The following is a 14605-nucleotide window of genomic DNA, read 5'->3' as shown; positions in this document are numbered from 1 at the left end:
AGGGGAGGGGCCCAAGGAGCGCAAGCAACCTAACCGTGGAAGCGCTATTAGGAAAACTGACGGCCCGTGCGCGGCCGACGGAGGCGACGTGAGCGAGCTGCGACCGATCCTGCTGATCGAGGACGACGCGCGGGCCCTCGAAGAGACCCTGGCCGTGCTGGCGAACCTGAGGCTCGCCAACCGCATCGAGGTCGCCCGGAGCGAGGCCGAGGCGCGGACGGCGCTGGCGGCCGATCCGCCCGGCGTCGTGCTGCTCACACTCGGGCGCGACCCGGCGCGGGAGGCGGCGCTGCTCGCCGACCTGCGTGCCGAGGCCCGGGGGCCGGCCGTGCTCGCGCTCGCGCCCGCCGCCGCCGTCGAGGCCCTGCGACGCGAGCATCCCGGCCTGGAGGTCCGCGCGGCGCCGCTGACCCGCGAGGCCCTGCTCGAAGCGGTGGAGAACGTCGGCCTCGCCTGGGGCATCGTCGCCCTCGCAGCGGCCAGGGGGGCGTATACGCCGCCGCGGACGTAGCCGGCATCCTCAACCGTCATCCCGGCCGCAAGCCCGCAGGGCTGGAGCGCCGGGACCCAGGATCCCGCGCGCAGCAGCTGGGTCCCGGATCGGCCTTGCAGGCCGTCCGGGATGATGGGGGTTTCTGCGACGTCAGAGTCCGAAAACCGCGAGACTTGGGCCGCGCAAGCGCCCATCGTCGGGCCATGGATCTCGACCCGGACGCCTGCTACCGCGCCGTCAGCACCCGCGACGCCCGCTTCGACGGGCGGCTGTTCATCGGCGTGAAGACCACCGGCATCTACTGCCGGCCGATCTGCCCGGCCCGCACGCCGAAGCGCGAGAACGTCACCTTCTACCGCTCGGCCGCGGCGGCCCAGGAGGCGGGGTTCCGGCCCTGCCTGCGCTGCCGGCCGGAGACCTCGCCGGACCTCGGCGCCTGGCGCGGCAGCTCGAACACCGTCTCGCGGGCGCTGGCGCTGATCGAGGCCGGCGCGCTGGACGAAGGCGACGTGGACGCGCTGGCCGGCCGGCTGGGAGTCGGCGAGCGGCAGCTTCGGCGGTTGTTCCAGTTGCACCTGGGCGCCTCGCCGGTGTCGGTGGCCCAGACGCGGCGGGTGCTGCTCGCCAAACAGCTGATCCACGAGACGCGGCTCTCCATGGCCGACGTCGCCCTGGCTTCCGGCTTCGGTTCGGTGCGGCGGTTCAACGAGACCTTTCAGCAGCTGTTCGGCCGTCCGCCCGGCGCCCTGCGCCGCTCCGGCGCGGCCGAGACGAGCGCGGCGGCCGGCGCAACCCTTCGCCTGGCCTACAAGCCGCCCTACGACTGGGACCAGCTGGTCGCCTTCCTGGCCGGCCGGGCGATCCCCGGCGTGGAGGTGGTGACCCCGCAGCGGTACGTCCGCACCCTGGCGATCGGCGCCCGCCGGGGCGTGGTCGCGGTGGAGCCGGCGCCGGACGGGCGGGCCCTGCAGGCCACGGTCCGCTTCACCGACATGACGGCCCTGCCGGCGGTGATCGCCCGCGTGCGCCGCGTCTTCGACCTGACCGCCGATCCCGTCGCCATCGGCGAGCACCTGTCGACGGACCCCGACCTCTCGCCGCTGGTGGAGGCCCGGCCGGGGCTCCGGACGCCCGGCGCCTGGGACGGCTTCGAGCTCGCCGTGCGGGCCATCCTCGGCCAGCAGATCACCGTCTCGGCGGCGACGCGGCTGGCCGGCAAGATCGTCGAGGCCTACGGCGAGCCGCTGCCGCCGGAGCTCGCCGAGCCGGGGCTAACGCACGTCTTCCCCGCGCCCGAGCGGCTGGTCGGCGCCGACATCGCCGCCCTGGGGATGCCCAGGTCCCGCGGCCATGCCCTGGAGCGGCTCGCCGCGGCCGCCTGCGCGGACCCGGGCCTGTTCACCCCGCACGGCGAACTGGAGGCCCAGGTCGCCCGGCTGAAGGCGCTGCCGGGGATCGGCGAGTGGACCGCCCAGTACATCGCTCTTCGCGAGCTGCGCGAGCCGGACGCCTTCCCGCACGGGGATGTCGGGCTGGTGCGGGCGCTGGAGCGGCTGACTGGCGAGCGGCCGAGCTTCGTCGAGCTGTCAGAACGGGCCGAACGCTGGCGGCCCTGGCGCGCCTACGCGGCTCTGCACCTGTGGGCCGCCGATGCGGCGCTCGCCCCGCCCAAGACGATCAAGGAGCGCAAACATGCGAAACAGGCGGCCTGAGCCTGCGGTCCTCGACCGGATCCCGACCCCTGTCGGCGAGGCCTTGGTGGTCACCGACGAGGCGGGCGCGCTGCTCGCCTTCGATTTCGAGGATTACGAGCGCCGCATGCGCCGGCTGCTGGCCCGTTACCACGGGGAGGTGGCGCTGGTCCCCGGCCGCTCACCGGCCCGCTCGGCCGTAGAGGCCTATTTCTCCGGCGAGCTCTCCGCCCTGGAGGCGCTGCCGAGGCGGCGGGCGGGCACGGCCTTCCAGCAGAAGGTCTGGGACGGGCTGCTGACGATCCGGCCCGGCGAGACGCTGAGCTACCGCGGCCTGGCCGAGCGGATCGGCGCGCCCACGGCCGTGCGGGCGGTGGGGCTGGCCAACGGGGCCAATCCGATCGGCGTGGTCGTGCCCTGCCATCGGGTGATCGGCGCGGACGGGTCGCTGACCGGCTACGGCGGCGGGCTGCCCCGCAAGGCCTGGCTGCTGAAGCATGAAGGGGCGCGCTTCAAGCCGGCGCTGGCTGCCTGATCTGCAGGCACATGACCGAAATTTCATGTTCTGCGACATTGCCCCAAGGCGGCGCTTAACGGATAACCAACCCCTGCGGAGTCGTATCGGAGCGCTTGGGAGAGATCCGATGGCTACCTTGACGGAAATCGTGACGGCGATGGTCGTGCATTCGTCGGCCGCCGCCTATTCGCACTTCGGCGTGGCCGTCGAGGTCAAGCAGCCCGAGCGTCCGGCGCCGGTCGCCCGCACGGTCGCGCGCGTGACGCCGTCGCCCGCCCGCGCCGTGAAGCCGGCCTCCGCCGTCAAGGCCGAGGACTGCCCCGAGACCGCCGCCCGCATCGTGAAGGCCTGAGCGCCACAATTCGCGACAATCCGTAGCTAAGCGCGCACAGCCGATTTTCCTCCGCCGCTTTCGGCGCTAATCCTGCCGCCGGGTAGGCCTGCGCCATGCACGCGGGCCATCGGGTGGGAAAGGCCGATTGTCGGGCCGCGCATGAAGATCAAGAAGCGGCGTCAGCCGGCAGACTTTCAGTCCCTCAGCGACGAGACCGTCGACGTCCCGGCCGAACTGGCCGATCCGGAGCCGGACGTCGAGTTGGGCTACGTCTTCCGCAAGCGGCAGACGGGCTTCCATCCCGCGGCCGGCGGCGCGCTGTCGCCTGTCGAGGCGAGCCCGCCGGCGACCGCCGAGGAGAACGACTTCACGCCCATCTCGCCGGCGCCGGTCGCGCGCACGGGCGCGGACGCGGTGAGGCCGCCGCCCGGCTGGCCGGTGTGGACCGCCGCCTTCGCGGTCTCGATCCTGGCGCTGTTCCCGATCGCCTACGCCTGGGGCCTGCGCGACGGCGGCGCGGCGCTGGCGACCGACGTATTCGCCAAGACGGTCTTCTTCGTGATCGCCCTGCTACCGGCGTTGTTCGTCTGGGCCGGCGCCTGGCTCTACCGCCAGGGCCAGCTGCTGGCGACCGAGACCCGGCGCACCCAGGCCCTGGCTCACCAGATGGTCGCGCCCGCGGCCCTGGCGGCCGGCGAAGTCGGCGAGGTGACCAGCGGCCTGCGCGAGGACATCTCGGCCGCCGCCGAGGCCGCCCGCAGCGCCCACCAGTCGCTCAGTTCGCTGCGCCAGGCGCTCGCCGAGGAGACCCAGCGGCTGGCCGAGGCGGCCGCCACCTCCTCGCGCACCGCCCGCGAGCTCGCCCAGGCCCTGCACCAGGAGCGGACGCAGATGAGCGGCCTCTCCGAGACCCTCGGCGGCCAGGCCGCCAAGGTCGCCGACGCCATCACCCAGCAGGCGCGGATGGTCGCCGAAGCCTCGGATCTGGCCGAGACCCAGCTGCGGGAGGCCGAGGCCTCGCTGGCCTCGCGCGCCGCCGACCTGACCGCCGCCGCCGGCCAGGCGAGCGATGCGGCCAAGGTCGCCGGCGAAGACCTGGCCCGCCACGTCGCCCGCCTCGAGACGGCCGGCATGGGCGTCGCCGACCAGGTGCGGGCCGCCGAGCAGGGGCTGTCCGAGCAGCGCGCGGCGCTGATGACCGTCGCCCACGCCCTGCGCGCCGACCATTCGGCGTTCGCCGCCGAGGCCGAGAGCCAGGCCGCGCAGCTGTCCAACTTCATCGCCGACGCCCGCGAGGTCGCCGCCGGGATGGGGCAGCGGGCCCTAGAGCAGGGCGAGGCGCTGCGCCGGCTGATCGCCGAGGCGTCCGAGCGGTTCGCCGAGCTGACCCGCACCGCCTCGACCGAGCGCGACGCCTTCGCCCAGGACGCCGGCCGCTCGATCTCGGTCGTCTCCGAGGCGGCCCGCGCCGAGCGCGAGCGGCTGGAGACGCAGGCCCGCGCCGCCGTCGAGGCGCTCGCCAAGGCCGTCCAGGAGACCCAGGCCGCCGCCGCCCGCCAGGCCCAGACCGCCCGCGAACAGGTGGACCAGCTCGCTGAAGCCGCCTTCGCGGCCGGCCAGAAGGCCAACCAGGTGTTCGAGGCCCGCCTCGGCGAAGCCCGCGCCCTGATCGAGGGCAGCGCCCAACTGGTCGAGCAGGCCGGCGCGGACACCGCACGCAAGCTGGAGTCCGGGGCGGTCGCCGCCCGCGAGGCGCTCACCGAACTCACCCAGATGCTGGCCGACATCGAGCGCCGCACCGCCGAGCTGCCGGCCAGCGCGCGCCGCCAGGCCCAGGACGTGCGCGATGCGGTCGCCGACAGCATCGAGGCGCTGATCGGCCAGGCCCGCCGCACCGCCGAGGAGACCCAGGCGATCGACACCGCCTTCCAGGAGCGGGTCCGGCGCAACTACGAGGTCCTGAGCCAGGCCGTGCAGCTGATGGGCGCGGTGACCGGGGCGGCCGCGCCGGCCCCTGCGCCCGCGCCGGCGCCGGCCGCCGCCGCGCCGGAACCGAAGCCCCAGGCGCCCGAGCCCGGGCACGCCGCCAAGGCCGCCAGGCCCGCGCCGGAGAAGGCCGAGGCGGGCCCGGCGCTGGAGCCGACGGCGGCGCGGCTGGGCCTGCGCCCCCGCCTCAGGCTCACGCCCACCGCCACGGACGAGGAGTTCACCCAGGTGTTCGAGTCCGCCACCGGCGGCGCTCGCCTCGAGGAGCCGCCGGCGCCCATGGCCGGCGCGGACGGCTGGACCTGGAAGGAGCTGCTCTCCTCCATCGACGAGGGCGAGGGCGCGGACGAGCAGGCCGAGGACGCCGAGGCGGTGGTGCTGGCCGAAGTCGCCCGGATGGGCGTCGACGCCACGGCCCTGCTGCCGCAGCCGCGGACCGACGAGCTGGCCGCGGTCATCCAGGCCGGCGATGCGTCCGGCGCCCGCGAGGTGGTGAAGGGCCTCGCGCCCGCCGCCATCCGGCGCCTGTCGCGCCGCCTGAACGGCGACAAGAAACTGAAGTCGGCCGCGGCCGGGTTCGTGAGCAGCTATCGCGCCGTGCTCACCGAGGCCGCCCAGCGCGACTCGCGCGGCTACATGGTCGCCAACCTGCTCGACACCGACGCCGGCCGGGCCTTCCTGCTGGTCGACGCGGCGGCCGGCGACCTGGCCTAGGGCTTTTCCTTAACCGGTGCGGGCGCCTACTGGGCGCCACGACAAAACCGGGAGGCGGCCCATGGCCCTCAGCGCGACATCGCGCGCGAGGTTCAATCTGTCCGAGGCGCGGATCATGGTGCTCGAGGCGACGCCTCTCGGCATGCAGGTCCTCGTGCAGATCCTCTCCGGCTTCGGGGCCAAGAATATCGTGCGCGCCACCAGCACGGCCGAGGCCCGCGACTTCCTGGACGTGAACCAGTTCGACCTGATGGTCGTCGACACTCTGGGCCCGGAGGGGCACGGCTATGATTTCGTCCACTGGCTGCGCCGGTCGGATTACAAGATGAACTGTCACGCGCCGGTGCTGATGACCACCGCCCACACCCGCGCCGCGGACGTGCAGCGGGCGCGGGACTGCGGCGCCCACTTCATCATCGCCAAGCCGCTGACCGCGATCGGCGTGCTGGAACGAATCATCTGGATCGCGCGGGAGGGCCGCCAGTTCGTGGATTGCGACCGCTACATCGGCCCGGACCGCCGGTTCCGCGACATCGAGCTGCCGGAGGGCCACCCGCGGCGGCGGCGGACCGACCAGCTCCTCCAATCCGCGCTGGCGGCCGCTGCGGCCGACGGCGAGGCCCTGTCGAAGGTGAACCCGTGAGCGCCGTTCGTTTCTTCGTGCCGGAGAACCGGCTCGGCAAGCTGCTCCGGATTCCCGGCGGCGCGCCGGTGGCCGACGCCGTGGTCGCCGCCGAAGCGGGACTGGCCGAGCTAGAGGCGCCCGCCCGCGAGGAGCTGGCTGCGGCCTTGGCCGCGGTGGAAGCCTGTGCGGCGCAGCGGCCGGCTCAGTTCGAGGCCGCGGGCCTCGAGGAGCTCTACGGCCTGGCTCAAGGGGCCATCGGCCTGGCGAGCCTTTGCCAGCGACCGTCCGTGGACGAGGCGCTGCGCAGCCTTTGCGATCTGCTCGACCATCTGGCCCGGTGCGAGCGCTGGGACGCCGAGGCCGTGAGCGTGCACGTTCGCTCGCTGCGGCTGCTGATGGGCGAGGCCGGCGCCAAGGACGGCGAGGCCGCCGCGGCGGTGCTGCAGGGGCTGCGGCGGGTCAGCGGGCGCTACGCCGGAACCCCGGGCGGCTGAGGCCGCCGTGCGGAGACTGACCTGCGCCGCCGAGCGCTGGCCCATCGCCGGGGCCTTCACCATCGCCCGCGGCGCCAAGACCGAGGCCGAGGTGGTGATCGCTAAGATCGCCGACGGCGCGGCCCGGGGACGGGGCGAATGCGTGCCCTACGCCCGCTATGGCGAGACGCCGGTCGGCGTGATGGCCCAGATCGAAAGCCTGCGCGGCGACATCGAGGCCGGGCTCGACCGGGCGGCGCTGCAGGCCCGTCTGCCGGCCGGGGCGGCGCGCAACGCCCTGGACTGCGCCCTCTGGGACCTGGAGGCGAAGCGCACGGGCGCGCCCGCCTGGCGGCTCGCCGGCCGCGCGCGCCTGGATCCGGTGAAGACCTGTTTCACCCTGAGCCTGGCCAGTCCCGAGGAGATGGCGCAGGCCGCCCGCGACAACGCCCGCCGGCCGATGCTGAAGCTGAAGATCGGCGGCGCGGACGACCTCGACCGGGTCGCCGCCGTTAGGGCTGCGGCGCCGCGCACACGGCTGGTGGTGGACGCCAACGAGGCGCTGAGCTTCGAGGACCTTGAGCGCCTCGCGCCGGAGTTTGCGCGGCTCGACGTGAAGCTGATCGAGCAGCCGCTGCCGGCGGCTGAGGACGCGGCGCTGGAGGGCTGGAAGAGCCCGGTGCTGCTTTGCGCCGACGAGAGCTGCCACACCCGCGAGGACCTCGCCCGCTGCGCGGCCCGCTACGGGGCGGTGAACATCAAGCTCGACAAGGCCGGCGGCCTGACGGAGGCGCTGGCCATGGTCGAGGAGGCGCGGCGGCTGGGGCTGGAGGTGATGGTGGGCTGCATGGTCGCGACCTCGCTGGCCATGGCGCCGGCCATGATCCTCGCCCAGGGGGCGGAGTTCGTGGACCTGGACGGGCCGCTGCTGCTGGCCAGGGACCGCGAGCCCGGCCTGCGCTTCACGGGCTCGCTGATCGAGCCGCCGGCGCCTGAGCTCTGGGGGTAGGGGGCTCCCGCTCGGGCCTGGCCGCTCCCATCTTGGTCGGAGCATCTGGTGCAGGAACGCGTTTCGCCCCCATGACCGACGACAAGGCCAAAGCCCACCGCGCCTGGCGGTCCGCCGAGCGGATCAAGCTGTTGTCCGACCGCGTGGTCGGCATCGGCCCGTTCGGCCTCGGGATCGACGGTGTGATCGCCTGGGTGCCAGGCGCCAACGCGGTCTACAGCCTGGGCGCAGGCGGACTGCTGCTCGCCGAGGCGGTGAACGCCGGCGCCAGGCCCGCCACCATCGCCAAGATGGCCGCCTTCCTGCTGGCCGACTCGGCCAGCTCCGGCGTGCCCGTCCTCGGCTGGGCGGTGGACACCCTGTTCCGCGGCCACGCCATGGCCGCCAAGTCGCTGCAGCGGGACATCGAAGAGCGGCACGGCCCTTCCGCACTCGGGGACGACTGGCTGTTCCGCCGGCGCGGCCGGCGAGGGCGGGCCGTGAACGGCGGCGCCGGTTTCCGCGGCGCGCGGCGGTAGCGCCTACTCCGCCGCTTCCTGCGCGTAGCCGAGCAGCTCGTTCAGCCGTTCCAGGACTTCGATGGCCGCTTCCGGGATGACCGTGCCGGGGGTGAAGACGGCGCCGACGCCGGCGTCCTTCAGGGCCTGGAAATCCTCCGGCGGGATGACGCCGCCGACGACCACCAGGATGTCCGGCCGGCCTAGGCGGGCGAGCTCGGCCTTGAGCTCGGGGACCAGGGTGAGGTGGCCGGCGGCCAGCGAGCTTGCGCCCACCGCATGGACGTTGTCGGCCACCGCCTGGGCGGCGGTCTCGGCGGGGGTCTGGAAGAGGTCGCCGATCACCACGTCGAAGCCGAGGTCGGAGAAGCCGGAGGCGACCACCTTCTGGCCGCGGTCGTGGCCGTCCTGGCCCATCTTGGCCACCAGCACCTTGGGCTTGCGCCCGTCGGCCTGGGCGAAGGCCTGGGCCATGGCCTTGGCCCGGTCGGCGGCGGGCGTCGCGCCGGCTTCGGCGAGGTAGACGCCCTTCACCGCGTCGGCCTTGGCCACGTGGCGGTCGAAGGCCTTGGCGAGGGCCTCGCTGATCTCGCCGACGGTGGCGTGGGCTCTGGCGGCCGCCACGGACAGCTCCAGCAGGTTCGCGTTCCCGATGGCGCCGTTGGTCAGCGCGGTGAGCGCGGCCTCGACGGCGGCGCCGTCGCGCTCGGCCTTCAGCTTCTTCAGCTTGGCGATCTGGCGCTCGCGGACGGCGGTGTTGTCCACCTTCAGCACCGGGATCTCGTCGGCGCCTTCGGGGCGGTAGCGGTTGACGCCGACGACGCTCTGCACGCCCGCGTCGATGCGGGCCTGGGTGCGGGCGCTGGCCTCCTCGATGCGGCGCTTGGGCAGGCCGTCCTCGATGGCCTTGGCCATGCCGCCCAGGGCCTCGACCTCGGCGATGTGCTCGAGCGCTCGGGCGGCGAGCTCGGTGGTCAGCCGCTCGATGTAGAAGCTGCCGCCCCAGGGGTCGATGACCCGCGTCTGGCCAGCCTCGGCCTGCAGCAGCAGCTGGGTGTTGCGGCTGATGCGGGCGGAGAAATCCGTAGGCAGTGCAAGGGCTTCGTCGAGCGAGTTGGTGTGAAGGCTCTGTGTGTGGCCGCCCACCGCCGCGAGGGCCTCGACGCAGGTGCGCGCGACGTTGTTGAACACGTCGTGGGCCGCCAGGGACCAGCCGCTGGTCTGGGTGTGGGCGCGCAGGGCCAGCGAGCGGGCGTCCTTCGGATCGAAGTTCTCCTTCATGAGCTTGGCCCAGAGCAGGCGTGCGGCCCGCTGCTTGGCGATCTCCATGAAGGCGTTCATGCCCGCGTTCCAGAAGAACGACAGGCGCGGCGCGAAGGCGTCGACGGGAAGGCCGGCGGCGATCCCCGCGCGGACGTACTCGATCCCGTCGGCCAGGGTGTAGGCCAGCTCCAGGTCCAGCGTCGCCCCGGCCTCCTGCATGTGGTAGCCGGAGATGGAGATCGAGTTGAACTTCGGCATTTCGCGCGAAGTGTATGAAAAGATGTCCGAAACGATCCGCATCGAGGGCTCGGGCGGATAGATGTAGGTGTTCCGGACCAGGAACTCCTTGAGGATGTCGTTCTGGATCGTGCCGGTGAGCGCGGCGTGCGGCACGCCCTGCTCCTCGGCGGCGACGATGTAGAGCGCCATGACCGGCAGGACGGCGCCGTTCATGGTCATCGACACGCTCATCTTGTCGAGCGGGATGGCGTCGAACAGCGTGCGCATGTCGAGGATGGAGTCGATGGCCACGCCCGCCATGCCGACGTCGCCCTTCACCCGCGGATGGTCGGAATCGTAGCCGCGGTGGGTGGCCAGGTCGAAGGCGATGGACAGGCCCATCTGCCCGGCCGCCAGGTTGCGCCGGTAGAAGGCGTTGGAGTCCTCGGCCGTGGAGAAGCCTGCGTACTGGCGGATGGTCCACGGGTTGGTCAGGTACATGGTCGGGTAGGGGCCGCGCAGGTAGGGCGCGATCCCGGGCAGGCCCGAGAGTGTGTCGAGGCCGGCCAGGGCGTCCGGGCCGTAGACGGGCTGGACGGCGATGCCTTCGGGGGTGTCCCACGGCGCGCCCGCCGCCGCGGCGTACGGCGCGACGGGCTCGAAGGCGATCTGAGTGAAATCAGGGAACTGGGTCATGGGCTTCACGCCACCTCGTACGGCGCGCTGAGGCGGATCGGGGCGAGCGGCGGGCAGGCGCCGTCGGGGCCGGGGAGGCGGGGCGAGGGCGCCTCCACCGGGCGGGGCTCTGCGCGCTCCACCTCCGGCGGGGCGTCCTTGTCCGGCGGGAAGGCGGTGACGCCGACGATGCGGGGCTTGCCGGCGGCCTCGCGGGCGGCGCGAGCGGCGTCGACGTCGCGGGCGATCAGGCCCGAGGCGAGGGCCGGGACGATCCCGCCGGCGGCCTCGATGGCCTGGAAGCGGTGCCAGGCGGCGCGGGCGAGCTGTTCGGTCAGGGTCTCCACGTAGCCCGAGCCGGCGGCGGGGTCGGCGACGCGGCCGACATGAGCCTCCTCCATCAGCACCAGCTGGGTGTTGCGGCTCTGGCGGCGGGCGAAGGCGGTGGGCAGGCCGAGGGGGTCGGTGAAGCAGCCCAGCACCACCGCGTCCGCGCCGCCGGTCGCGGCGGCGAAGCCGGCGGCGGTGAGGCGCAGCATGTTGGTCCAGGCGTCCCTGGCGGCCAGCATCCGCTGGGAGGCGCGGGCCTCGACGCGGACGGGAGCCCGTGCGCCGCAGGCCTCGGCGATCTGGCCCCAGACGAGGCGGGCGGCCCTCAGCTTGGAGAGGCTCAGGAAGACGTCGGAATCGACCGCGAGCCCCAGGGTGACGCCGCCGAAGGCGGCATCCATCGGCAGGCCGGCCCTGACCAGAGCCTTGGCGTAGGCCAGGCCGGCGGCCGCCGCGAAGGCGATCTCGCCCGCCTCGCCGCCGCCGGCCTCATGCACGATGCGGCCCGAGGCGAGGAAAAGCCCGGCCTTGGGATAGGCCTGAGAGAGGCGCGCGGCGACGTTCGCGGCGGCGATGACGTGGCTCTCCACCGGGCCGGGGCTGGCCCCGGCTTCGGCGAAGGCGCTCAGCGGGTCGAGGTGGAAGAGGAGGCGCGCGCCGGGCGAGGACTTGGCGAGCGCGTGCAGCCAGTCGGCGGCCTGGGGCCCGAGGAAGCCGGCCTCCAGCGCCACCGGCGCGAGCTCCAGCTCGACGGCCTCGAGCACGCGGGCCAGGCCCTCGCCGGAGCCGACGGCGACGCCGCGCTCGCCCGTCGGGTCGATCCGCACGATCACCGAGGCCGCGCCGCCGCCGAGGTCGGCCAGCACCTCGCGGTTCGCGCGGGCCGGATCGGGGTGGCTGGTCAGGGTGCGCACGTCCCAGGGCCGCACCGGATCGCGCGGGCCGAGCAGAGGCCGGGCGTCGGCGGCCGGCCGGTAGAGCGGCTCGATCGGCAGGCCCTCGGCGGTGGCGCCCTTCAGCGTTTCCGGCGGGCGGTCCTTGAGCGTCTTGCGGACGAGCTCGGCCCAGGCCTCTTCCGAGGCGGGCGGGAAGCCGGCGGCGAGGGAGGCGACATCTGTCATGGCCCTGGTGATGGTCCCCTGACGCGAGGGCCGTCAAGCGTGGGCGCGGGTTGAACTCGCGAGTGAAACCAGTTGAGCTGCGGCGGATTGTACAGCTTGCAACAGCGGAGCTTGGGGACAGCCGATGCCGACCGGGGGCTACTACGACGTCCAGGACATCCTGCTCGAGTGGGGGCCAAGGATCCTGACCGCGATCGCCGTGGTGATCGCCGCCCACTTCCTCGCCAAGGGGGTGCAGTGGGGCATGGCCAAGCTGATCGACCGCTTCCCCGGCATCCGGGCGCACAACCGTGACGCCGGCCCGAAGGAGACCATCGGCTTCCAGCTCGGCCAGCTGGGCTACTGGCTGGTGCTGCTGATCGGGGTGATCGCGGCGCTGACCATCCTGGAGCTGGACGACGTGGTCATCCCGCTCTCGACGCTGATCACCGACATCCTGGCCTTCGTGCCGAACATCATCGGCGCCGGCGTGATCTTCGTCGTCGGGCTGGTGGTGGCGACGCTGGCGCGCAGGGTGGTCGAGGCGGCGCTGACCGCGGCGCACGTGGACGGCTGGCTGGAGCGGGCGGGGCTGTCGCGGATCACCGGCGCCTCGGGCCTGGCCAAGACCATCGGCACCCTGGTGTTCGTGCTGATCGTCATCCCGGTGACCATCGCGGCCCTGGAGCAGCTGCAGATCGAGGCCATCTCGGCGCCGGCCGTGGCCGTGCTGCAGACGGTGCTGAGCGCCCTGCCGCGGGTGCTGGCGGCGGCCATCGTGCTGTCTCTGGCCTTCTTCATCGGCCGCTGGGTGGCGGGACTGATCGAGCAGATCCTGCCCTCGCTCGGGTTTGACCGCAGCCTGCAGTCGCTGGGCGTCAAGGCCGCCGAGATCTCGCCGCCCGGCGACGCCGATGCGCCGGTGGACCAGCAGGCGGCGGCCGAGGATGCGGGGGCCGTGCGGACCACGCCGTCGAAGGTGGTCGCCCAGCTGGTGCTGGTGGCGATCATGCTGTTCTCGGCCATCGAGGCGGCGCGGCTGCTGGAGTTCGTGGCCATCGCCGACATCCTGCAGCAGGTGCTGGACCTGGCCGGCCATGTGCTGTTCGGCGGGGTGATCATCACCGTCGGCGTGCTGCTGGCCAACTTCCTGGCCCGGATGATCGACCGGTCCACCGGCGGGGCGGACGCCTTCGCCTCCAGCATCGTGCGCTGGGCGACCATCGCGCTGGCGACCGCCATGGGGCTGCGGTTCATGGGCATCGCCGACGAGATCGTCATCCTCGCCTTCGGCCTGATCCTCGGCTCGGCGGCGGTGGCCGCGGCGCTCGCATTCGGCCTCGGCGGCCGCGAGGCCGCCAGCAAGCTCCTCGACCGCTGGACCCGCAAAGGCGACCGGCCGCCGAACGATCTGGTGTGAGCGATTGCTCCCCCCGCAGGGGGAACAAATTTTGACACGAAGACCACGAAGGGCACGAAGATCACGAAGAGGCCGAGCCACTCATCCCTTCGTGTCCTTCGTGCCCTTTGTGGTCTTCGTGTTTGATTGGCTGCCGCGGGGCTGCCTCGCAAGCGATGGCTCTCCCTCCGGGGGCGCACTTTTGGGGGCTTGCGGCTTAGAAGGTTATCGGCTTACGGTGTAAATCGTAAACCGAACGGAGCTTGCCCGTGGCCCTTCCCGCCGTCCTCGAAAACCGCCTGCGCCTGCCGGTCATCGGCTCGCCGCTGTTCATCATCTCCGGCCCGGAGCTGGTCATCGCCCAGTGCAAGGCCGGCGTGGTCGGCTCCTTCCCGGCGCTGAACGCGCGGCCGGCGAGCCAGCTGGACGAGTGGCTGGCGCAGATCACCGAGGAGCTGGCGGCCTGGGACAAGGCGCACCCGGAGGCGCCTTCCGCGCCGTTCGCGGTCAACCAGATCGTCCACAAGACCAACGACCGGCTCGAGCACGATGTCGAGCTGACCGTGAAGTACAAGGTCCCGATCGTCATCACCTCGCTGGGCGCCCGCGAGGACGTGAACCAGGCGGTGCACAGCTACGGCGGGATCACCCTGCACGACGTGATCAACGACCGCTTCGCCCGCAAGGCGGTGGAGAAGGGGGCCGACGGCCTGATCCCGGTGGCGGCCGGGGCGGGCGGACACGCGGGCAAGCTCTCGCCCTTCGCCTTCGTGCAGGAGCTTCGGCAGTGGTTCGACGGGCCGATCGCGCTGTCGGGCGCCATCGCCAACGGCGGGGCGGTCCTGGCGGCCCAGGCGATGGGCGCGGACCTGGCCTACATCGGCTCAGCCTTCATCGCCACGAAGGAGGCCAACGCGGCCCCGGGCTACAAGGACATGATCGTCGCCAGCTCGGGCGACGACATCGTCTACACCAACCTCTTTACCGGCGTGCACGGCAACTACCTGCGCCCGTCCATCGAGGCGGCGGGGCTGGACCCGGACAACCTGCCCGAAGCCGATCCGTCGAAGATGAACTTCGGATCCGGCGGCAACCAGAAGGCCAAGGCCTGGCGCGACATCTGGGGCTGCGGCCAGGGCATCGGCGCCATCGCCGACATCCCCTCCGCGGGCGAGCTCGTGGACCGGCTGGCGGCGGAATACGAGCAGGCCAAGCTGGCGCTGGCCGGCAAGACGGCGCTCACCCGGGGCCGGCCGCTGGCCTGGGCCGCGGAGTAGGCC

The 14605-nt window shown here is 73.1% G+C and carries 13 protein-coding genes; 11 read left to right on the top strand and 2 right to left on the bottom strand.

Translation table 11 applies throughout. The features are described 5' to 3' along the window. The first annotated feature begins 88 nt into the window (after positions 1–88). The 9 genes from ACFSC0_RS20215 (at position 89) to ACFSC0_RS20175 (ending at position 8360) form a co-directional block, all read left to right on the top strand. The gene (locus tag ACFSC0_RS20215; protein WP_377281762.1) at positions 89–511 is read left to right on the top strand and encodes a response regulator; all 423 of its coding nucleotides are present in this window, start codon (positions 89–91) and stop codon (positions 509–511) included. 185 nt (positions 512–696) lie between these two features. Next, positions 697–2205 (top strand): AlkA N-terminal domain-containing protein, encoded by a 1509-nt coding sequence (locus ACFSC0_RS20210; RefSeq protein ID WP_377281761.1) that lies wholly within the window; start codon positions 697–699, stop codon positions 2203–2205. After that, a complete protein-coding gene (locus ACFSC0_RS20205; protein WP_377281760.1) occupies positions 2186–2719 on the top strand; it encodes a methylated-DNA--[protein]-cysteine S-methyltransferase in 534 nt (177 codons plus the stop codon). The genes ACFSC0_RS20210 and ACFSC0_RS20205 overlap by 20 nt, the downstream gene beginning before the upstream one ends. A gap of 109 nt (positions 2720–2828) precedes the next feature. Beyond that, positions 2829–3053: a hypothetical protein gene (locus ACFSC0_RS20200; protein ID WP_377281759.1), complete on the top strand. Its 225-nt coding sequence runs from the start codon at positions 2829–2831 to the stop codon at positions 3051–3053. A 141-nt stretch (positions 3054–3194) separates the two neighbouring features. After that, positions 3195–5735, top strand: a complete 2541-nt coding sequence (locus ACFSC0_RS20195; RefSeq protein ID WP_377355254.1) for a coiled-coil domain-containing protein — start codon at positions 3195–3197, stop codon at positions 5733–5735. Positions 5736–5796: 61 nt separating this feature from the next. Next, entirely contained in the window at positions 5797–6378 is a 582-nt protein-coding gene (locus ACFSC0_RS20190; RefSeq protein ID WP_377281757.1) for a response regulator, read from the top strand. After that, positions 6375–6854, top strand: a complete 480-nt coding sequence (locus ACFSC0_RS20185) for a hypothetical protein (protein ID WP_377281756.1) — start codon at positions 6375–6377, stop codon at positions 6852–6854. Before ACFSC0_RS20190 ends, ACFSC0_RS20185 begins: the two co-directional genes overlap by 4 nt. Before the next feature lie 7 nt (positions 6855–6861). Beyond that, positions 6862–7842 (top strand): N-acetyl-D-Glu racemase DgcA, encoded by a 981-nt coding sequence (gene dgcA, locus ACFSC0_RS20180; RefSeq protein ID WP_377281755.1) that lies wholly within the window; start codon positions 6862–6864, stop codon positions 7840–7842. Between the two features lie 71 nt (positions 7843–7913). Continuing rightward, positions 7914–8360: a DUF4112 domain-containing protein gene (locus ACFSC0_RS20175; protein ID WP_377281754.1), complete on the top strand. Its 447-nt coding sequence runs from the start codon at positions 7914–7916 to the stop codon at positions 8358–8360. 3 nt (positions 8361–8363) lie between these two features. Here ACFSC0_RS20175 and scpA read toward each other — a convergent pair whose 3' ends face one another. Further along, positions 8364–10517, bottom strand: coding sequence for a methylmalonyl-CoA mutase (gene scpA / locus ACFSC0_RS20170; RefSeq protein WP_377281753.1), 2154 nt, complete (start codon positions 10515–10517; stop codon positions 8364–8366). A gap of 5 nt (positions 10518–10522) precedes the next feature. Continuing rightward, a complete protein-coding gene (locus ACFSC0_RS20165) occupies positions 10523–11947 on the bottom strand; it encodes a methylmalonyl-CoA mutase family protein (protein WP_377281752.1) in 1425 nt (474 codons plus the stop codon). A gap of 124 nt (positions 11948–12071) precedes the next feature. Between ACFSC0_RS20165 and ACFSC0_RS20160 the strand changes: the two genes are divergently transcribed. Next, a complete protein-coding gene (locus tag ACFSC0_RS20160; protein WP_377281751.1) occupies positions 12072–13346 on the top strand; it encodes a mechanosensitive ion channel in 1275 nt (424 codons plus the stop codon). A gap of 248 nt (positions 13347–13594) precedes the next feature. After that, positions 13595–14602, top strand: coding sequence for an NAD(P)H-dependent flavin oxidoreductase (locus ACFSC0_RS20155; protein WP_377281750.1), 1008 nt, complete (start codon positions 13595–13597; stop codon positions 14600–14602). The last annotated feature ends 3 nt before the right edge of the window (positions 14603–14605 follow it).

This window comes from Phenylobacterium terrae, from assembly GCF_042681205.1.
Taxonomy (GTDB): Bacteria; Pseudomonadota; Alphaproteobacteria; order Caulobacterales; family Caulobacteraceae; genus Phenylobacterium; species Phenylobacterium terrae.
The sequence above is the reverse complement of the archived record's forward strand: the minus strand, read 5'-3'. Positions and strand labels throughout refer to the sequence as shown.